Here is an 18621-nt window from a genome sequence, read left to right as displayed (position 1 = left end):
TTGACCTGGCCAGGCATCGGCAGTCTCTTAGGGTCGCCCTTGGTGTTCAACGACTGGTCGAGGAAACGACAGATGCATCGGCGAGGTTTTCTGGCAGCAGGTCTTGCGACGATTTTTGTGGGCGAGCGTGCCGCTGCGCAGATGAAGATGGACGACATGCCGGGCATGAATATGGGCGGTCACGCGGGCCATGACATGGGCACCGCGCCGCAAGGCACGGTGGTTCTGCCCGAGGGCGAGGCGTTGCGCGAATTGCCCCTGCTGGCGAACGAAGCCGGCAGGCCGGGTCTGTTCAAGGCGACGCTGACGGCCGGGTCCGCCACGGCGCGTTTTGCCGAAGGACTGGACACGCCGATCCTCGCTTACAACGGCACCAGCCCCGGGCCTCTGATCGAGGCCGTGGAGGGCGACCGCGTCGAGATCACCTTCGCCAACCGGATCGCGAACGAGGCAAGCACCATCCACTGGCACGGCATGCCGGTGCCGGCCGATCAGGACGGCAATCCGATGGACCAGGTCGCCACCGGCACCGATCGCACCTACAGTTTCGATCTGCCGGAAGGCAGCGCCGGCTCTTATTGGTATCACCCGCATCCGCACGGCAAGACCGCCGAGCAGGTCTATCGCGGCCTTGCCGGCGTGTTCGTGGTCAAGCCGAAGGCCGATCCGATCCCGGCCGCCTATGGCGATACCGTGCTGGTTTTCACCGACCTGCGCCTTGCGGCCGATGGCACCTTGCCCGACAACACGATGACGGACCTGATGAACGGGCGCGTCGGCGACCATGTGTTGGTCAACGGGCAGAAGAATCCCACACTGGCGGTGCCCTTTGGCGCGAAACGGCGCTTCCGGCTCTACAATGCGACCAACGCGCGCTTTCTGCGGCTTTCCTTCGACGGCGCGGCGATGACGATCATCGGAACGGATGGCGGTCTGCTGGAGGCCCCGGTGGCTGCCGGCGACATCCTGCTCAGCCCGGCGGAACGGCTTGAACTGGTCGTGTCTTTCGACAAGCCCGGCGCGGCCGCGCTTGCCACGCTGGACTATGACCGCGGCTGGATGGGTCCCGGGCGCCCTGCCGATGCCGGGCTGACGCTGCTGACGGTCAATGTCTCGGAGACGCCGACCGGGCCTGTCCCGCCACTGCCCGACAGGCTGCGGCCGATCGCGCAACTCGGCGCTCCGGCGGTCAGCCGCCGCTTTGTCTTCACCGAAACCATGGCCATGAACGCCGGCGGCATGGAGATGGGCTTTCTGATCAATGGCGCCGCCTTCGACATGCAGCGCATCGACGTCGTCGCCAAGGCTGGTCAGGTCGAACTCTGGGAGATCGTCAACGAGGCGGACATGGATCATCCATTCCATGTGCATGGGACGCAGTTCCAGGTGGTCGAGCACGAACGCGGCGGCACCATGTCAAAGCCGGCCTATCGCGCCTGGAAAGACACCGTCAATGTCGCGCGCGGAGAGACGGTGCGGCTGCTGCTGCGGCAGGACCGGCCGGGGTCGAGGATGTATCACTGCCACATCCTCGAGCATGAGCAGCTCGGCATGATGGGCATTGTCGACGTGCAGGCATAGTCCGGCGTGGCGGCGCTCTATGGCGCACTGTTCCTCAGCGCCTTCCTCGCCGCAACCGTCCTGCCGGTTTCGTCGGAGGCGGTGCTCGCCGGCCTTGTCCTCTCAGGCCGCGGTGACCCTTGGCTGCTCCTTGTGGTGGCGACGATCGGCAACACGCTCGGCTCCGTGGTGAACTGGGTTCTGGGGCGTGGCATCGACGGGCTGCACAACAGGCGCTGGTTTCCAGTCGCCACGGATCGCTATGAGCAGGCATGCCGAACGTTCCGCCGCTTTGGCGAATGGACACTGTTGTTTGCCTGGCTGCCGGTCGTCGGAGATGCTCTCACCCTTGCCGCGGGCGCCGCACGCGTGAACCTCGGCGTGTTCGTCGCTCTTGTCGCGACCGGCAAGGCTGCACGCTATGCGGTGATCGTCGCGGGAGGGTTGTGGGCGACGGCGTGAGTCATCGTCCGCATTGTCGACCGCGAGCGGCATGCTTATTCGCGTGAGGCCGTTTCCGGCCGGCCGAAGACCATGCTTCGCATGACGCCATCGCGCAACAGCCCCAAATGCACCATGGCAGCCAGGACGTGAACGCCGATAAGTCCAAGCATTATCCAGACCAGCTTCTGATGCACGAAGGCGAAACTCCTTGCCGACAGCGCCCCTACGGAGGGCGCCAGCGGCACGGGCAAGGTTCCGAAAAGCCGTGCAGGGGGCATGAAAGGCATTGGCCGATAGCCTAGCCATCCCGTTATCAGGACGGCGAGGATCGTGACATAGAGAAGCACGTGGAAGAAAGCCGTCGCAAACCGCAGGAATCGTGAGGTTGGCCTGACGGGGGCCTGCGTGAAGCTGCGCCAGCAAAGCCTGAGGACGACGATGGTCAGGATCGTCACGCCGATCGACATGTGAAGCGGCAGCCAGTTCATCATCGTCATGCCCGGCCCCCGCATCGGCCCGAAGGCAATGGCGATTTGCGCCGCGAGCGCCGCCACGGTCAGCCAATGCAGCAGACGAATGCCGAAATGCCAATGCAAGCGAGGTTTCCCGCTCACCTTCGCGGCCCGACGTTTTTCAAGGGTGCGCATGAGGGCGTGATGTCTTCGTCCTCTTCAACGGACCTGATTGCGCAAAGAGGTACAATGCTTCTTCGCCAAGCGCTTGAAAATGCATGGTGATCCCGACAGGAATCGAACCTGTGACCTACAGATTAGGAATCTGCCGCTCTATCCTACTGAGCTACGGGACCACGCGGCCCGACACATAGCCGCTTCGGACCGTTTCGCCAAGAGGCCGCCCGCATGCAATCGGCCGACCTTCTGGGCAATGAGCTTCAGGCGGCCAGGGCGGTTTCCGCCAGCTTCACCCAGTAGCTCATGCCGTGCGGGATGGCCTCGTCGTTGAAATCATAGGCCGGGTTGTGAAGACCGGCAGTGTCGCCATTGCCGATGAAGATGAAGGCGCCGGGGCGGGCTTCCAGCATGTAGGAGAAATCCTCGCCGCCCATCACCGGCTGGATGCCGCGGTGGACCTGGGCGTCGCCGGCGACATTGGCCGCGATATCGCTAGCAAACATCGTCTCTTCGGCGTGATTGAAGGTCACAGGGTAATTTGCCTGGTAGTCGACCTCGATCCTGGCGCCGAAGGCGGTCGCCAGGCCGTCGCAGATGGTGCGGATGCGCTCTTCGGATTTCTTGGCGATCTCCTTGCGCAAGGTGCGAACGGTGCCGGCGATCTCGGCCGATTCCGGGATGATGTTGTAGGCGTCGCCGGCATGGAACTTGGTCACCGACACCACCACGGCCTCGACCGGATCGGTGCTGCGCGAGGCGATCGTCTGCAGCGCGCCGACCAGCTGGCTGGTGATGACGATCGGATCAATCGTGCCGTGCGGCATCGCGGCGTGACCGCCCCTGCCTTTCACGGTGATGGTGAATTCGGCCGTCGCCGCCATGATCGGGCCCGGACGGATGGCGAACTGGCCGACGGGCAAGCCCGGCATGTTGTGCATGCCGAACACTTTGGAGATGTCGAAGCGCTCCATCATGCCGTCCTTGACCATCTCGTTGCCGCCGCCGCCGCCTTCCTCCGCCGGCTGGAAGATCACCGCCACGGAGCCGGCGAAATTGCGCGTCTCGGCAAGGTATTTGGCGGCACCCAAAAGCATCGCGGTGTGACCGTCGTGGCCGCAGGCGTGCATCTTGCCGGGAACGGTCGAGGCGTAGGGCTTGCCAGTGATTTCATTGAGCGGCAGCGCATCCATGTCGGCGCGCAGGCCGATGGTGGCGCCTTCGCCCTGGCGGCCGCGGATGACGCCGACGACGCCGGTCTTGCCGAGGCCGGTGACCACATCATCGCAACCGAACTCCTTTAGCTTCTCGGTGACGAAAGCCGCCGTCTTGAAGACATCGAAGTTCAGCTCCGGCGTCTGGTGCAGATGCCGGCGCCAGCCGGCGACTTCGTCCTGCATTTCAGCGGCGCGGTTCAGGATTGGCATGATGGTTCCATTCGTTGTTGGTGCAGCCGGCTTCAGCCTGTGTTTTGCAATTGTACCCGGGGTTTTGCAATTGTGCGCGGGGTTTTGGAATTGTGATTGTCAGGCACTTTGCCATGTTGGCGTCACATAGGGTAAATAGCACCGCACCGATGCGGTCCGTTTTTGAGGGTCGGACTCATTGTGCTGGCGGTCGCGTAACGAAATCTTACGGAGCCAGGGGCAATCAGGGCAAGAGGCGATTTCGGATTAGATCATGCGGCACAGGCATTTCCTCAAACTATTCTCGGCTGGCGCAATCATGCTGTCGGTCCTGGCCGGGCCGGCGCTGGCCAATCCGGTGGTTGTCTTCGATTTGAAGAACGGCCAGATCCTGCAGCACCAGGATGCCTTCAAACGCTGGTATCCGGCCTCGCTGAGCAAGCTGATGACCGCCTATGTGACCTTCCGGGCGATCGCGGCCGGCGAGGTCCAGCTCGATTCACCGATCAAGGTGACCAAGCACTCCGCCGGTGAGCCGCCAAGCAAGATGGGTTTCAAGCCGGGCTCGGTGATGCGGCTCGACAATGCGCTGAAGATGATGCTGGTCAAATCGGCCAATGACATCGCCATGGCTGTCGGCGAGAATGTCGGCGGCTCGCAGGCCGCCTTCGCCGAAAGGATGAATGCCGAAGCGGCTCGGCTCGGCATGAACGGCACCCATTTCGTCAATCCGAACGGCCTCTACTCGCCAGACCAGTACACGACGGCGCGCGACCTTTCGGTCCTGGTTATGGCGATCCGCCGCGAGTTCCCGCAATATGCGCCGTGGTTCTCGATCGAAGGCCTTGCGGTTGGCAAGAAGGCCATTCCGAACTACAATCTCCTGATCGGCCGTTACCCCGGCGCCGATGGCATGAAGACGGGCTTCGTCTGCCCTTCCGGCTTCAACATGATCGGTTCGGCGACGCGCAACGGCCGCACGCTGGTCGCGGTCGTGCTTGGCGAGAAGTCGGCGATCAGTCGTGCCGAGACCGCGGCAAAACTACTCGACCAGGGGTTTGACACGCCCACGGCCGGTTCGGCCACCGTCGCGACGCTGGCGCCCTATGGCGACACGGTCTCGCCCAACGACATGCAAGACGAGGTCTGCAAGAAGAAGAAGACGTCGGAGGAGCAGTCCGAGGCGCCGCCCGCTGTTGCCGCCAAGGACGCGCCGAAATCGCCCTATCAGGAAAAGCTCGACCATGTGCCGACGCTGGTTGCCGTCGGCCTCGGCGGCGCCACCGGTCCGGCGCCGAAGGCGATGCTCGACCAGGGCGGCCAGGAATATGCCGACGTGCCGATCCCGAGCTGGCGGCCCGATCGGCCGGTGCCGACCGGCGGCGGTCCGGCCGTTGCTGGTTCCGCCGCACAGGGCGACCAGCCGGTCAAGGTCGCGAACTAGAGCATGATCCCGAACCGAAGGTCCGCGTCAGCGAAACTTGGAATCCGGTTTTCGGAAAGGATCATGCTCAAACAAAGAGACAGATCCCGATGAATGGGTTTCCGATCCCCGTCTCGGTGCTGACCGGCTTCCTCGGCGCCGGCAAGACGACGCTGCTCAACCGGCTGCTGAAGGATCCGGCGCTGGCCGACACGGCGGTCATCATCAACGAGTATGGCGAGGTGGCGATCGACCATTTGCTGGTCGAGCAGGCCTCCGACGGCATCATCCAGCTTTCCGACGGCTGCCTGTGCTGCACCGTGCGCGGCGAACTGGTCGACACGCTGGCCGATTTGGTCGACCGGCTGCAGACCGGCCGTATCGCCCGGCTTGCCCGCGTCATCGTCGAGACCACGGGGCTGGCCGACCCGGCGCCGGTGCTGCAGTCGATCATGGCGCATCCGGCGCTCGTCCAGGCTTTCCGGCTCGACGGCGTCATCACGCTGGTCGACGCGGTCAATGGCAATGCCACGCTCGACGCCCATGTCGAGGCGGTCAAGCAGGTCGCCGTCGCCGATCGCATCGTGCTGAGCAAGGTCGACCTGGTGACCGATGCCGGCGATCTCGACACGCTGCGGGCGCGCCTGCGGCAGATCAATCCGGGCGCCGAACTGCTTGATGCCGGTCATTCAACAACCGGCGTGGCGGCGCTGTTTGATTGCGGCCTCTACAATCCCGCCACCAAATCCGCCGATGTGCGTCGCTGGCTCGGCGAGGAAGCGGCGCATGACCATGCCCACGACCATCACCATGACGATCATGCCCACGGGCATGACCACGATCACAGTCATGATCATGGCCATAGCCACGATTCGCGCGTGCGCTCCTATTCGCTCGTCCATGACGGTCCGGTGCCGTTTTCAGCGATAGAAATGTTCCTCGACCTGTTGCGTTCGACGCATGGCGAGAAGCTGCTGCGCATGAAGGGCGTGATCGAACTCAGCGAAGATCCGTCACGTCCGCTGGTCATCCACGGCGTGCAGAAGATCCTGCATCCGCCGGCGAGGCTGCCGGCGTGGCCGGACGGCCAGCGCGGCACGCGGCTGGTGCTGATCACGCTCGACATGCCGGAAGACTATGTGCGCAGGCTGTTCGCCGCCTTCACCAACCGGCCGTCGATCGACACACCCGACCGCGCGGCACTGGAAAACAATCCGCTGGCGATCGCCGGAAGATAGCGTTTTGCATCGAAATTCAGACGGTCTCGCCGCGCTCGACCAGGAACCGATGGCCGCCTGATACCGCCGCTGTTTCAATCAGCTGGTGGCCGGCATCCGAGCAAAAGGCGGGAATATCGATGACGGCGAGCGGATCGGTGGTCTCGAGCCAGAGCCGGCTGCCCGGCTGCATTCCCGCGAGGCGTTTCTTCGCCTTGAGCACGGGAAGCGGGCAGTTCAGCCCTTTCAGGTCGTAGACAGCGGTATCCTCGGCCAAGACCAGGCTCAGCCGCCGAACATGCCGAGCAGCTTGTTCTTCAGCTTGGTCACCCGGCTTTCATCGGCGCTCGCTGCCTGCGTTTCGGCTTCCGGCGCGGCCTCCGTCGGGGCGGCTATGGTGGCGGTGGCGACCGGGGCTTCCTTGGCGGCCTTTGCCGCTTCCTTTGCCGCCACGGCTTGCGCCTTGGCCGCTTCCTTTTCGGCCAGCGCCTGCGCCTTTGCGGCCTCCTTGGCCTGCTTGGCGGCCTCTATCGCGGCCAGCCTCTGCTCCTCGGCCTTCTGCTTGGCGGCTTTCTCGGCGTCCAGTGCCGCCATCTTGCGGCCAGCGGGCGAATCGATGCGGCCCATGCGCGCCGTTTCGCTCACCGTGCCGTCATTGTTGAGCGAAGGCGGATCGATCGGCACGCGCTCGCCGCGCGCCCGGCGCTTCGACCAGTCGGAGACGATGCTAGCTTCCTTGATGCCGGCGATGGTCGGCTTCGGCGGAGGCACGCTTGCCTTGAGCGCGCTGTTGAAGGCCGCGTCATAGGTGCTCTGATAAGCGTTGTAGGCGCTCTTCAGCGAATCCGGCTGCGTGGTTGCCGGGCATGGTCCGGTCGGATCGAATGTCTGGCCATCGGCGGCGACCTGGTTGAAGACGTAGCGCTTCTCGCAGACATCGACCTTCGGCGGCACCTTGGTGACCTCGAAATTGTCGTAGCCGACCTTCAGCATCTTCCAGAACTCGTAGTTCGGGTCGTTGCGGTAGCGCGCCATGTTGGCGGCGGTCATACGGAATGGGAAGGCCTGGACCTGGAACTCGGTCTGGCCGCCCTGGAAAGCGTCGCGGCCGAAGGCATAGATCTGCTCGATCTGCGCGTCGGTCATCGAATAGCAGCCCGAGGACGAACAGGCGCCATGCACCATCAGGTTTTGGCCGGTGCGCCCATTGGCGCGGTCATAGGCGTTGGGAAAGCCGATGTTGAAGGACAGATGGTAGTTGGAGCGCGGATTCATCTGCGACGGGCGGACCGTGTAGAACCCTTCAGGCGCCTGGCGGTCGCCTTCGGTGTATTTGGGGCCGAGCTTGCCCGACCATTTGCAGATGTCGTAGCTCGCCACCATGTCGTAGCGGCCGTTGGTCTTGGCTTTCCAGATCTCGAGCTTGCCCTCTTCCTTGAAGATGCGCGCCATCACCGAGGAGGTGCGCACCATGCCCTTGGCCCTCATGTCGGCAAGGATCTTGTCCGGCAGCGGCTTGTTGGCTTCCGGGGCAAAGTCCTTCATCGACGAATCATTGCAGCCGGCGATGGCTATCGAGGCGGCGAGGACTCCGGTGCGGGCGAGCTTGGCAAACATGGATACGGCTATGTCTTTTCCCTCGGGCCAATGGCTGCGAACTGCCGAGCCCGTATGCTGAACACCGACGGACCGTAAGCCCGTTAACCTTGAAAATTCCTTACCGCAAGCTTCGACCAACCCCTCACGGCAATTTCATTGACCCGAATCCGGCGGCATTTTTGTGGCGAAATTGCACATTGCCGCCACATTGCCGCGCGCGCGGGGCTTCCGATGGCCTTGTCCGCCGGCAGATGCCGTCAGAGACTGCGGCCCATCGCCAGATATTTCTCGCGGCGCTGTTCGCGGAAATCGGTGTTGGCGCCGGCAAATTCCTTCATCGTCTTGGCAATGAGGTCGCCGGTCGCGGCAATCACCGTTTCGGGCGCGCGCTGGGCGCCGCCCATCGGCTCGGGGATGATGGCGTCGATGATCTTCAGTTCCAGAAGATCCTGCGCGGTGATCTTCATGTTGGTCGCCGCGTCCTTGGAGCGCGTGGTGTCGCGCCACAGGATCGAGGCCGCCCCTTCCGGCGAAATCACCGAATAAATGGCGTGTTCGAGCATGTAGACGCGGTTGGCGGTGGCGATCGCGATGGCGCCGCCCGAACCGCCTTCGCCGATGACCACCGAGATCGACGGCACTTTTAGTGCAAGGCAGGCCGAGGTCGAGCGGGCGATGGCTTCGGCCTGGCCACGCTCCTCGGCGCCGACGCCGGGATAGGCGCCTGCTGTGTCGACCAGCGTCAACAGCGGGATCTTGAAGCGGTCGGCCAGTTCCATCAGCCGCACCGCCTTGCGGTATCCTTCCGGACGCACCGAACCAAAATTGTGCCTCAGGCGGCTGGTCGTGTCCGAGCCCTTTTCCTGGCCGATGATCGCGACAGGTTCGCCGCGGAAACGGGCAAAACCGCCGACGATCGCCTGGTCCTCGCCGAAATTGCGGTCGCCGGCGAGCGGCGTGAAGTCGCTGAACAGGCCCTTGATGTAGTCGACGCAGTGCGGCCTGTCGGAATGGCGGGCAACCTGCACCTTCTGCCAGGGCGTCAGCGCCTTGTAGAGATCGCGCAGCGCGTCGCGCGAACGCTTCTCCAGCCGGGTGATCTCATCGGCGACATCGACCGCTTCGCCATTCTCGGCAAGCTTCTTGAGCTCGAGGATCTTGAGCTCGAGATCCTGCACCGGCTTTTCGAAATCGAGATAATTATACATGCTTGGGCGGACCGATACGTCGGAAGGCAAGGACTGCGGAACCCTTGAAACCAAGGCTCCCGGCGGTGAAATGTCGTCCTCACATAGCGATATGAGGCCTAGTCGGCAAGCGGATGATGATCGTTGACCAGCCGCACCAGCCGCTCCTCCAGCACATGGGTGTAAATCTGTGTCGTCGATATGTCGGCATGGCCGAGCAACTGCTGCACCGCCCTGAGATCGGCGCCGTTCTGCAGGAGATGGCTGGCGAAAGCATGGCGCAGCACATGCGGCGATATCTTGGCCGAGGCGATGCCGGCCCGCGCCGCCAGCCCTTTCAGGTCGCGGGCAAAGACCTGGCGCGAGAGATAGCCGCTGTCGGACGCCGCCGGAAACAGGAACGGGCTGTCGGCGAAAGCGGGCACTCCGGCCCGGGCGGCAAGCCAGGCGCGCATCGCCACCCGCGCCTTGGCCGAGAGCGGCACCATGCGTTCCTTGTCACCCTTGCCGCGCACCATAAAGAAACGGTCGTCGCGCTGCGCAACCGTCACAGGCAGGCCGACCAGCTCGGAAACGCGCAGGCCGGTGGCGTAGAGCACCTCGACCAACGCGTGCAGGCGTAGCGCGGCCAGCCTGTCACTGTAGCCGAGCCCGGCGTCGCCGGCTTCCACCGCGGCGCGGTCGATCAGCCGGCCGGTTTCGGCCTCGCTCATCGTCTTGGGCAGCGGACGGCCTTTTTTCGGGCTGTCCAGTGTGCCGGTCGGGTCATCGGTGCGCAGGCCCTCGGCGTAGAGGAATTTGAAGAACTGGCGGATCGCCGACAGTTTGCGCGCCTGCGAGGTCGGCGCGAAGCCGCGAGCTGCGATGTCGTCGAGATAGGCACGGATATCGGCGGCGGCTGCACCGGCAAGCCCGCCATCGATCCCACTCGAAGCGTCTTCGAGGTCACGTCGGTAGGAGGACAGCGTGTTTTCGGCGGCGCCGCGCTCGGCGCTCATCATTTCCAGGAAGGCCTCGATGCGGGCGGCGCTGTTCATCCTCGGGGATCAGTTTTCTTCGGGGTCAGTTTTTCTTGGGATTCAGCTTTTCCGGCGGGATGCGCACGCTCATCTCGGCTTTTTTGGGCTCGACGAACATCACCAACGCGAACATCGTACCATAGGCAATGCCGGCCAGAATCGCGAGGATCACGACAAAGCGAAACAGTGTCGGCATCAATTTTCGCCCGTCTTCTTGTTCTGCGTTTCCAAACCCTGTGCCCTTATGGGACGCCTATCCGGCCAATTCAAGGAAGAAGCGGAGGCCTGTCAGCAACTTCTGATGCAGGCATCCTCCGCCCGATATAGGCTTGCCTGTGCCCGGCACGCTTGACGCAAACCGGCTTTTCATGTCGATACGCCGGCAAAGAGGGCCCAAGAAACAGCTGATGAACGCGCACCAGGCAAATCCTCCAGGCGAGAGCCTCGCCGCGCTGCTTGGCCGGCTGGGCAGCCGGTCCATCGTGTTTGTCGGCCTGATGGGCGCCGGCAAGACGGCGATCGGCCGCAAGGTGGCGACGATGCTTTCGCTGCCCTTCATCGACAGCGACCAGGAGATCGAAAGCGTCTCGCGCATGACCGTGCCGGAGCTGTTCGAGCGCTATGGGGAGACCGAGTTCAGGGCCCTGGAGCAGCGTGTCATCCTGCGCGTGCTTGAAAATGGCCCGCAGGTGCTTTCGACCGGCGGCGGCGCCTTCATGAACGCGCAGACGCGCGAAGCCATCGCCGCGCATGGCGTCTCGGTGTGGCTAAAGGCGGAACTCGATCTTCTGATGGACCGGGTTTCGAAGAAGCAGAACCGGCCGCTGTTGAAAAGCGCCGATCCCCGCGCCGTGCTGGAGCGGCTGATGGGCGAGCGCTATCCGGTCTACGCGACATCAGATGTCACCGTGCCGACCCGCGACGACCGCAAGGAGGTTATCGCCGCCGAGGTGCTGGACGCGCTGTGCCGGCATTTCGGCATCGATGAAATTGCAGCGACGGGCGAGATCGAATCGTGAGCGTGGACCAGTCAGTCACCGTCGAAGTCGGCCTTGGCGACCGGGCCTACGACATATTGATCGGCTCCGGCCTTTTGTCGCGCTCCGGCGAGGAGATTTCACGCCGGCTACCGGGTACGCGCGCGGCTGTCGTTACCGACGAGAATGTCGCCGCCGCGCATCTCGATACGCTGAAGGCAGGGCTCGAGAAGGGTGGCATCCAGCCCACCGTCATCACGATGCCGCCGGGCGAGAAGACCAAGAGCTTTGCCCATCTCGAAGAGGTGGTTGATGGGATTCTGGCCGCAAGGCTGGAGCGTGGCGACGTCGTCGTCGCGCTGGGCGGCGGCGTCATCGGCGATCTCACCGGTTTTGCCGCCGGCATCGTGCGGCGCGGCATGAATTTCGTGCAGGTCCCGACCTCGCTGCTGGCGCAGGTCAATTCCTCGGTCGGCGGCAAGACCGGCATCAACAGCCCGCGCGGCAAGAACCTTGTCGGCGTCTTCCTGCAGCCCAGGCTGGTGCTGGCCGACACCGGAGTGCTCGACACGCTGCCGATCCGCGAATTCCGCGCTGGCTACGCCGAACTCGCCAAATACGGGCTGATCGACCGGCCGGAACTTTTCGCCTGGCTGGAAGTGAACTGGCAGAAGGTGTTCGCCGGCGGGCCGGAGCGGGCGCAGGCGATTGCCGAAGCCTGTCGCGCCAAGGCCGATGTCGTCGCGCGCGACGAGTTCGAGACCGGCGACCGGGCACTGCTCAATCTCGGCCACACATTCGGCCACGCACTCGAAGCGGCCACGCAGTATGACGGTGCCCGGCTCGTCCATGGCGAGGGGGTCGCGATCGGCATGGCGCTGGCGCATCGCTTCTCCTCGCGGCTCAATCTGGCAAGCCCCGACGACGCGGCACGCGTCGAAACGCATCTGCGCGCCGTCGGCCTGCCGTGGCGGATGTCCGATATTCCGGGCGAATTGCCGGATGCCGAGGCACTGCTTTCCTTCATCACCCAGGACAAGAAGGTGTCGCGCGGCGCGCTGACCTTCATCCTGACGCGCGGGATCGGCCAGGCTTTTATCGCCAAGGACGTTCCGGCTTCCGAAGTGCTGTCGTTCCTGAGGGAAAACCATCCAGCCAGCCGGAAAGCCGGCTGAAATGGATAATGGCTGGATCGTCGTCGCCGTTCTTGCCATCCTCATCCTGCTGGTCGTTGCCGTGCGCACGCGCCTGCTTGCCATGTTCGGCTATGAGCTGTCGCGCATCGAGCCGCAGCGCTCGAGCCAGGACGAGCTGCGCGGCGCGGTCGACGATTTCCGCCGCGACGGCCAGGTGGTGCGCGAGGACCGCGACCGCATCGGCGGCCTGTTCGATCTCGAAGAGCTCGAAGTCTCCGATATCATGGTCCACCGCACCAATATGCGCTCGGTCAATGCCGATAATGCACCGGAAGCGGTGGTGCGCGAGATCCTGCAGAGCCCGCACACCCGCATGCCGCTGTGGAAGGGCTCGCTCGACAACATTGTCGGCGTGCTGCATGCCAAGGATCTGCTGCGCGCACTGAACGAAGTCGGTAACGACTTTTCCAAGATCGACGTGATGAAGATCGCCTCAAAACCCTGGTTCGTGCCCGACACCACGACCTTGCAGGAACAGCTCAACGCCTTCCTGCGCCGTAAGGCGCATTTCGCCGTCGTCGTCGACGAATATGGCGAGGTCGAAGGGCTGGTGACGCTGGAGGACATCATCGAGGAGATCGTCGGCGAGATCGCCGACGAGCACGATGTCGACATCCAGGGCGTCAAGCAGGAGGCCGACGGCTCCGTCGTCGTCGACGGCAATGTACCGATCCGCGACCTGAACCGGGCGCTCGACTGGAACCTGCCGGACGAGGAAGCGACGACGATTGCCGGCCTCGTCATCCACGAGGCGCAGTCAATCCCCGAGGAGAAGCAGGCTTTCACCTTCCACGGCAAGCGCTTCATCGTCATGAAGCGGGACAAGAACCGCATTGCCAGGTTGAGGATCAGGCCGGCGGGCGACGCCTAAAGCGTCGCGTTTTGAGCGCATTCCTGCGACGGACTTTAGGTCCTTGTTTTGGGCATGTCGTTGCCCCTCACCGGGGCCGCTTTTGGGCGATATGCATTAGAGCGGGTCGGTTTGCGCCAGGCGTTTGAATCCCGGCAGAGCGGCCAGCACCTCGACGAGATGGTGCGTCGGAACAAATGATGCGGGCTCGTCGAAAGGAAAGTGCCATTCGCAAGCGCCGCGAAACGATGCACTGCCGCGAAAGGCGATGCCGTCCATTCCAATCTTGGTCGGATGCATGTCCCTTATGGTGATCAGTTTCGTTCTCGTTTCGAGCTTTTGCCTGAATTCATCCATGAGGGCTTCTCCGTCGGGGCTGTGGAGCGCCTCGTTGAGTCTGCCGCGCGCTGCAGCGGCGGCATCAAAGCCCTTGTCCTTGTTCCACAGGTTCAGCGCTCTTTGCACCTCTGTTGCAATCCAGGAGATCGTCCTGTTCGATATGCGCTCTTTGTCCACTTTGGCTGGTGCCGCCAGACCCAATTCACCTTCAACAAAGTCACCGACAATTCCACGCTTGTGTTGCAGAGCGGTATTGAAATTTCGAATCGAGATGCGCTCTGGCCCGAACAGATTGCTGAGGACATCGACAAACTGAAGGGCGCCGCTCAGCGGTGTGTTCGGTGCGAAGCCCAGAGTTTCTTTGAGAAACGCGTCGAACGAGCCGATATGCCCCCAGCGAACTTTCGACGCCCAACAGGAATATATAAAACCGATGCCGTTGCGGACGTAGAGTATGAATCGGTCGATCGAGCCAAGAAAGGATTTCATCTTGATAAGTTCGGCCAGGTCGAAAGTGTTGAAGATCTCAGAAGAAATCAGACGGATGGGGTTTGTGGTTGAAAATGGATAACTGAAATTCTCTGCCTTTAGGGAACGAGCTTGGAGCATGCTCGAATAACGTTCGCGCTCGGGGGTAAAAAGGTCGTTTGGGCCGGGAGATATACGATGCGTGCTGAGCCAGCACGCCAGCCGGTGATGCCCAGTCAGGCTCCCTGTGCCATCGGGTTCATAGAAGACGTTCTGTGCCGCCAGCCACTCGCGACGAGCTGCCAGGAACTCCTGGATCGATGTGGTTCCGGTCTTGTGAAAGCCAGCATGGACGATCGTCGTTGTCATTTATAGCTTTGGAGCTTTCTTGCCGGCGCGCCTTGGACTTTGTGGGCAGGCAAGTCGTCGGACTTACAGTCCCTATCGATTCATATCCACAACGATCTGTAAATCCGGCCCGTATCACAATCGATTTATCAATGCAGGATGACGGCACCTCGGCTGGACCTTAACCTCAACACCAGGGAACGTCCCGGCACGTTACCGATCTTTCACTGGAACTTCGCGGCGTCCCTGTGCATTTTGCGCCGGGCGGTCAGGAGAAGATGATGGTCGATCGGCGAACCCTGCTTCTGGCTTCGATGGCGGCTTTTGTGCCGGCCACGACGTTTGCGCGCCAATCCTCACCATCTCCCAAAACCTTCGACTACGGACCGGCCAAGCTCGACATCTATGCGCCCGATGCCGCAAGCGGGTTGCCCGTGGTCTTCTTCGTCCATGGCGGGGCTTGGGAGTTCGGCAAGCGCAGCCAGGTGGGCGCCAAGCCGGCCTTCCTGCTCGCCAACGGCTTCTGCTTCGTCTCGATCGACTATCGCATGTTGCCCGAGGCCGATGTCGCCACCCAGGCCAATGACGTGGAAAAGGCCTATGCCTATGTCATGGCCAACGTCGCCGGGCATGGCGGCGACCCCACGCGCATTGTCGGCATGGGCCATTCGGCCGGTTGCCATCTGATCGCGCTGACCGGCATGCGCGGCGGGCTGCCCGGTGTAGCCGGTCTTCTGCTCAACGATACCAGGGCCTATGATCTTGCAGCGCTCGAGAAGAACGGCGGCATGGAGCGGGCCTATGCGCGGGTCTTTTCCGACCCTTCGCAGTGGGCGGCACTTTCGCCCGCCAGCTATGTCGATGGCCGCAAGCATCCGCCGACCTTCATCGCATACTCGGGGGCGTCGGGCCGTGGCGAGGAGTCGAAAGCCTTCGCCGAGCGCTTGCGCGCCACGGGCACCGAGGTCACGCTGTTCGACGGCAGCGCCTATACGCATATGTCGATCAACCGCGATTTCGGCAGGGGTGGCGACGCGTTGACCGCTGCCGCGCTGACGTTTCTGAAATCGACTGTCGGCTGATCGCGGTCCAGTTCGCTCGCCACTACTGCAGCTGGATCATGCCAAAAGCGGCGGCGGGATATTGCCGTGCGGACATCCCTAGGTGCAATTGGTTCTCATGACTTGGAGAAAAATTGCATGAATGGCGCCGATGCCCTGTGCGACGTGCTGCTGGCCAATGATGTGACGGTCTGCTTCGCCAATCCCGGCACCTCCGAAATGCATTTCGTTGCCGCGCTCGACTGTAAGCCCGAGATGCGCTGCGTGCTCGGTCTGTTCGAAGGCGTGGTGACGGGTGCGGCCGACGGCTATGCGCGCATGACCGACCGCCCGGCCGCGACTTTGCTGCATACCGGTCCGGGCCTGGCCAATGGACTGGCCAACATGCACAACGCCCGGCGTGCGTTCAGCCCGATGATCAACATCGTCGGCGACCACGCCTCTTATCATCTGCCGCTCGACGCGCCGCTCACCAGCGACATCGAAGGCCTTGCGGCACCGATGTCCAACTGGGTTCGCCGCATCGCCGGGCCGGCCGATGTCCAGCCGGCCACGGAGGCGGCCTTCCGCGCCTCGCTGACCCCGCCGGGCGTCACCACGCTGATCCTGCCGGCTGATGCGGCCTGGGGCGATGCTGCCCCGGCCTCGCCGGGCAAGGTCGTCCTTTCGCCGCCGCCGGCCGTCGATAGGGACGCTGTGCGCGCGACCGCCGAGGCGATCCGTGCGGCTCCGGGCCGTGTCGGGATGATCGTTCGCGGGCGAGCGGCGCGCGCCGATGCGCTCGAGATCGCCGGCCAGATCTCGACGGCCTGCGATGTGCGCCTGTTCAGCGAGGTCCTGATCGCGCGCATGCAACGCGGGCGCGGGCGCGTCGCGCCGACGCGCATCCCCTATCCGATCGATGCGGCGACGGCGCTGCTGGCGGATATCGACGTACTGGTGCTGGTCGGCGGCAAGGAGCCGGTTGCCTTCTTCGCCTATCCGGGAAAACCGGGACGGCTGGTGCGCGACGACTGCCAGGTGCGGACGCTTGCTGCTCATGGCGATGATCTGCATGCGGCGCTGGAAGCACTTCGCGACGAACTCGGCGTCAAACCATCGCAACAGGTTGACTTCGCAACCGCTTTTCCCGATGAGGCTGCGCCGAGCGGCGGGCTGACGGAAGATGCCATCGCGCTGTCGGTGGCGCGCAAGCTGCCGGACAATGCGATCGTCTGCGACGAGGCGGTCACCTCGGCCAGGCGCTTCTTCGCGCTGTCGGCCTTTGCCGCGCCGCACGACTACATGATGGGCACGGGCGGATCGATCGGCGGCGGCATCCCGATGGCGACTGGAGCGGCCATCGCCTGTCCAGACCGCAAGGTGATCAATCTGGAGGCCGATGGCAGCGGCATGTACACGGTGCAGGGCCTGTGGACGCAGGCGCGGGAAAATCTCGACGTGGTGACGATCGTGTTTTCCAACCGCACCTACGCGATCCTGCATGGCGAGATGAAGAATGTCGGCGTCAACGCGATCGGCGAGAACGCCAGGCGCATGCTCGACCTCGACCATCCCGCGCTGGACTGGGTGTCGCTGGCCAAGGGCATGGGCGTGGAGGCGGCGCGCGCCGACACCTGCGAGCGCTTCGACGCGCTGCTGGACAGTGCCCTGTCTCGGCGCGGGCCGTTCCTGATCGAAGCGGTGATCTGACCGCGCCGGAGGGCCACGGCGGACTGATCTACCAGCGGGTCTTTTCGCCGGGCGCCGCCGGTTCGATCGCCAGAGCATGAACGCCGGCCTTCAGTTCGTCGGCAAGCAGTTCGTTGACGGCGCGGTGGCGGTCGATGCGGCTCATGCCGGCAAAGGCGGACGACACGACGCGGACGCGAAAATGCGTCTCGCCGGTGCCGTCATAAGCGCCATGATGGTCCGAGCCGTGGTGATGGTGGCCGGCGTGGAGATGGCTCTCGTTGATGATGACCAGCCGCTCCGGCGAAAATGCCTTGTTGAGCTTGTCTTCCATGGTCGCCTGTATGGACATTGCAGTCTCCGTTCACCACATATGGCTGGCGCGCTAGCCCCGGGGGCCGCTATTGCGCAACTAAATCCGCAATTCGCCCGCTTTATGCCGCGATTCAGCGGTTAGGGCGATGATCGCGAAAATGTCAATTCTTGTTTCGCATTTGCGAACGCCCCATAAATGGGTGAGATGAAGCCGTATCCCAAATATTTCGAGAAGATTCGCATCCGCCCTGAAAAGGATGCGGAGCTGAAGTCGCACTCGCCGATCTGCCAGTGGGATGGCTGCAAGGAGCCGGGCACCCATCGCGCGCCGGTCGGGCGCATGAAGGAGGGTGAGTATTTCCGCTTCTGCTTCGACCATGTGCGCGAGTACAACAAGGGCTTCAACTACTTCTCCGGCGTGCCGGACACCGAGGTCGCGCGCTTCCAGAAGGAAGCTATGACCGGCCACCGGCCGACCTGGAAGATGGGCGTCAATGGCGCCTCGACACGTTCGTCGCCCGATATGGCGCAGATGCGCTCCGGCCGCGCCGGCTATTACAACCGCATGCGCGACCCGTTCGACCTGTTCAAAGGGCCGAAGGATCCGCGCGAGGCGCGCGAGCGCAAGGCCAAGCCGCTTGAGGCCAAGGCGCTGGAAACGCTTGGCCTTGATACAAAGGCGACTGGCAAGGATATCAAGGCGCGCTATAAGGAACTGGTGAAACGTCACCATCCGGATGCGAATGGTGGCGACAGAGGTTCGGAAGACCGGTTCCGCGATGTGCTGCAGGCCTATCGCGTGCTCAAACAGGCGGGCCTGTGCTGAGCGACCCTACGGTTTGTGTCGCTTTCCAACTTTCATAAGGTTGGAAAAGGCTCTAAGACCGCCCCCGAACAAAATCGATTGCCGGC

General features: G+C 63.3%; 19 protein-coding genes and 1 tRNA gene. 10 read left to right on the top strand and 10 right to left on the bottom strand.

What is annotated here, in order from left to right:
* The first annotated feature begins 72 nt into the window (after positions 1-72).
* Positions 73-1581: a multicopper oxidase family protein gene (locus ACLGL5_RS02480; RefSeq protein WP_069090266.1), complete on the top strand. Its 1509-nt coding sequence runs from the start codon at positions 73-75 to the stop codon at positions 1579-1581.
* 6 nt (positions 1582-1587) lie between these two features.
* Complete coding sequence (locus ACLGL5_RS02475) at positions 1588-2022, top strand: YqaA family protein (protein WP_069090265.1); 435 nt, start codon at positions 1588-1590, stop codon at positions 2020-2022.
* 35 nt (positions 2023-2057) lie between these two features.
* Here the strand turns inward: ACLGL5_RS02475 and ACLGL5_RS02470 are convergent, their stop codons facing one another.
* The 3 genes from ACLGL5_RS02470 to ACLGL5_RS02460 form a co-directional block, all read right to left on the bottom strand.
* A complete protein-coding gene (locus tag ACLGL5_RS02470) occupies positions 2058-2600 on the bottom strand; it encodes a cytochrome b (protein WP_245306978.1) in 543 nt (180 codons plus the stop codon).
* 135 nt (positions 2601-2735) lie between these two features.
* Positions 2736-2812 (bottom strand) — tRNA-Arg (locus ACLGL5_RS02465).
* Between the two features lie 84 nt (positions 2813-2896).
* The gene (locus ACLGL5_RS02460; protein ID WP_038649981.1) at positions 2897-4060 is read right to left on the bottom strand and encodes a M20 aminoacylase family protein; all 1164 of its coding nucleotides are present in this window, start codon (positions 4058-4060) and stop codon (positions 2897-2899) included.
* A 253-nt stretch (positions 4061-4313) separates the two neighbouring features.
* Between ACLGL5_RS02460 and ACLGL5_RS02455 the strand changes: the two genes are divergently transcribed.
* Positions 4314-5483 carry a D-alanyl-D-alanine carboxypeptidase family protein gene (locus ACLGL5_RS02455; protein WP_069090263.1) on the top strand — a complete coding sequence of 390 codons (1170 nt, stop codon included), beginning with the start codon at positions 4314-4316 and terminating at the stop codon, positions 5481-5483.
* 89 nt (positions 5484-5572) lie between these two features.
* The gene (locus ACLGL5_RS02450; RefSeq protein ID WP_069090262.1) at positions 5573-6700 is read left to right on the top strand and encodes a CobW family GTP-binding protein; all 1128 of its coding nucleotides are present in this window, start codon (positions 5573-5575) and stop codon (positions 6698-6700) included.
* Positions 6701-6716: 16 nt separating this feature from the next.
* On the opposite strand, the gene ACLGL5_RS02445 is transcribed toward ACLGL5_RS02450, so the two are convergent.
* The 5 genes from ACLGL5_RS02445 to ACLGL5_RS02425 form a co-directional block, all read right to left on the bottom strand.
* The gene (locus ACLGL5_RS02445; RefSeq protein ID WP_019861468.1) at positions 6717-6956 is read right to left on the bottom strand and encodes a sulfurtransferase TusA family protein; all 240 of its coding nucleotides are present in this window, start codon (positions 6954-6956) and stop codon (positions 6717-6719) included.
* Between the two features lie 8 nt (positions 6957-6964).
* Complete coding sequence (locus ACLGL5_RS02440) at positions 6965-8296, bottom strand: L,D-transpeptidase family protein (protein WP_038649974.1); 1332 nt, start codon at positions 8294-8296, stop codon at positions 6965-6967.
* 239 nt (positions 8297-8535) lie between these two features.
* On the bottom strand, positions 8536-9486 hold the full coding sequence (locus tag ACLGL5_RS02435; RefSeq protein WP_019861465.1) for an acetyl-CoA carboxylase carboxyltransferase subunit alpha: 951 nt from the start codon (positions 9484-9486) through the stop codon (positions 8536-8538).
* 98 nt (positions 9487-9584) lie between these two features.
* Positions 9585-10502: a site-specific tyrosine recombinase XerD gene (locus tag ACLGL5_RS02430; protein ID WP_038649972.1), complete on the bottom strand. Its 918-nt coding sequence runs from the start codon at positions 10500-10502 to the stop codon at positions 9585-9587.
* A 25-nt stretch (positions 10503-10527) separates the two neighbouring features.
* Complete coding sequence (locus ACLGL5_RS02425; protein ID WP_019861463.1) at positions 10528-10680, bottom strand: hypothetical protein; 153 nt, start codon at positions 10678-10680, stop codon at positions 10528-10530.
* Between the two features lie 211 nt (positions 10681-10891).
* Here ACLGL5_RS02425 and ACLGL5_RS02420 point away from each other — a divergent pair, with 211 nt between their 5' ends.
* Genes ACLGL5_RS02420 through ACLGL5_RS02410 form a run of 3 tightly spaced genes read left to right on the top strand, consistent with a single transcriptional unit; the run spans position 10892 to position 13528 of the window.
* On the top strand, positions 10892-11503 hold the full coding sequence (locus ACLGL5_RS02420) for a shikimate kinase (RefSeq protein ID WP_027047447.1): 612 nt from the start codon (positions 10892-10894) through the stop codon (positions 11501-11503).
* Positions 11500-12636, top strand: coding sequence for a 3-dehydroquinate synthase (aroB, locus tag ACLGL5_RS02415; RefSeq protein WP_494372862.1), 1137 nt, complete (start codon positions 11500-11502; stop codon positions 12634-12636). The genes ACLGL5_RS02420 and aroB overlap by 4 nt, the downstream gene beginning before the upstream one ends.
* Before the next feature lies 1 nt (position 12637).
* On the top strand, positions 12638-13528 hold the full coding sequence (locus tag ACLGL5_RS02410; RefSeq protein WP_019861460.1) for an HlyC/CorC family transporter: 891 nt from the start codon (positions 12638-12640) through the stop codon (positions 13526-13528).
* 96 nt (positions 13529-13624) lie between these two features.
* Here ACLGL5_RS02410 and ACLGL5_RS02405 read toward each other — a convergent pair whose 3' ends face one another.
* Positions 13625-14683: a hypothetical protein gene (locus ACLGL5_RS02405; RefSeq protein WP_141700858.1), complete on the bottom strand. Its 1059-nt coding sequence runs from the start codon at positions 14681-14683 to the stop codon at positions 13625-13627.
* Positions 14684-14943: 260 nt separating this feature from the next.
* Between ACLGL5_RS02405 and ACLGL5_RS02400 the strand changes: the two genes are divergently transcribed.
* Both ACLGL5_RS02400 and ACLGL5_RS02395 read left to right on the top strand, forming a co-directional pair.
* Positions 14944-15744, top strand: a complete 801-nt coding sequence (locus ACLGL5_RS02400) for an alpha/beta hydrolase (RefSeq protein WP_069090260.1) — start codon at positions 14944-14946, stop codon at positions 15742-15744.
* A gap of 117 nt (positions 15745-15861) precedes the next feature.
* Positions 15862-17415 carry an acetolactate synthase large subunit gene (locus tag ACLGL5_RS02395; RefSeq protein WP_069090259.1) on the top strand — a complete coding sequence of 518 codons (1554 nt, stop codon included), beginning with the start codon at positions 15862-15864 and terminating at the stop codon, positions 17413-17415.
* A 28-nt stretch (positions 17416-17443) separates the two neighbouring features.
* Here the strand turns inward: ACLGL5_RS02395 and ACLGL5_RS02390 are convergent, their stop codons facing one another.
* A complete protein-coding gene (locus ACLGL5_RS02390) occupies positions 17444-17746 on the bottom strand; it encodes a BolA family protein (protein WP_019861455.1) in 303 nt (100 codons plus the stop codon).
* Between the two features lie 159 nt (positions 17747-17905).
* Here ACLGL5_RS02390 and ACLGL5_RS02385 point away from each other — a divergent pair, with 159 nt between their 5' ends.
* Complete coding sequence (locus tag ACLGL5_RS02385; RefSeq protein ID WP_019861454.1) at positions 17906-18535, top strand: J domain-containing protein; 630 nt, start codon at positions 17906-17908, stop codon at positions 18533-18535.
* Positions 18536-18621: the final 86 nt, after the last annotated feature.

This window comes from Mesorhizobium sp. U510 (assembly GCF_059180695.1).
The sequence above is the reverse complement of the archived record's forward strand: the minus strand, read 5'-3'. Positions and strand labels throughout refer to the sequence as shown.

Excerpts from the sequence above, each read along its gene's own strand:
- ACLGL5_RS02410 (WP_019861460.1), top strand. The coding sequence starts at position 12,638 with ATGGATAATGGCTGGATCGTCGTCGCCGTTCTTGCCATCCTCATCCTG.
- ACLGL5_RS02425 (WP_019861463.1), bottom strand. The coding sequence starts at position 10,680 with ATGCCGACACTGTTTCGCTTTGTCGTGATCCTCGCGATTCTGGCCGGC.
- ACLGL5_RS02440 (WP_038649974.1), bottom strand. The coding sequence starts at position 8,296 with ATGTTTGCCAAGCTCGCCCGCACCGGAGTCCTCGCCGCCTCGATAGCC.
- ACLGL5_RS02390 (WP_019861455.1), bottom strand. The coding sequence starts at position 17,746 with ATGTCCATACAGGCGACCATGGAAGACAAGCTCAACAAGGCATTTTCG.
- ACLGL5_RS02455 (WP_069090263.1), top strand. The coding sequence starts at position 4,314 with ATGCGGCACAGGCATTTCCTCAAACTATTCTCGGCTGGCGCAATCATG.
- ACLGL5_RS02405 (WP_141700858.1), bottom strand. The coding sequence starts at position 14,683 with ATGACAACGACGATCGTCCATGCTGGCTTTCACAAGACCGGAACCACA.
- ACLGL5_RS02435 (WP_019861465.1), bottom strand. The coding sequence starts at position 9,486 with ATGTATAATTATCTCGATTTCGAAAAGCCGGTGCAGGATCTCGAGCTC.
- ACLGL5_RS02420 (WP_027047447.1), top strand. The coding sequence starts at position 10,892 with ATGAACGCGCACCAGGCAAATCCTCCAGGCGAGAGCCTCGCCGCGCTG.
- ACLGL5_RS02460 (WP_038649981.1), bottom strand. The coding sequence starts at position 4,060 with ATGCCAATCCTGAACCGCGCCGCTGAAATGCAGGACGAAGTCGCCGGC.
- ACLGL5_RS02385 (WP_019861454.1), top strand. The coding sequence starts at position 17,906 with ATGGGTGAGATGAAGCCGTATCCCAAATATTTCGAGAAGATTCGCATC.
- ACLGL5_RS02395 (WP_069090259.1), top strand. The coding sequence starts at position 15,862 with ATGAATGGCGCCGATGCCCTGTGCGACGTGCTGCTGGCCAATGATGTG.
- ACLGL5_RS02450 (WP_069090262.1), top strand. The coding sequence starts at position 5,573 with ATGAATGGGTTTCCGATCCCCGTCTCGGTGCTGACCGGCTTCCTCGGC.
- ACLGL5_RS02480 (WP_069090266.1), top strand. The coding sequence starts at position 73 with ATGCATCGGCGAGGTTTTCTGGCAGCAGGTCTTGCGACGATTTTTGTG.
- ACLGL5_RS02400 (WP_069090260.1), top strand. The coding sequence starts at position 14,944 with ATGGTCGATCGGCGAACCCTGCTTCTGGCTTCGATGGCGGCTTTTGTG.
- ACLGL5_RS02430 (WP_038649972.1), bottom strand. The coding sequence starts at position 10,502 with ATGAACAGCGCCGCCCGCATCGAGGCCTTCCTGGAAATGATGAGCGCC.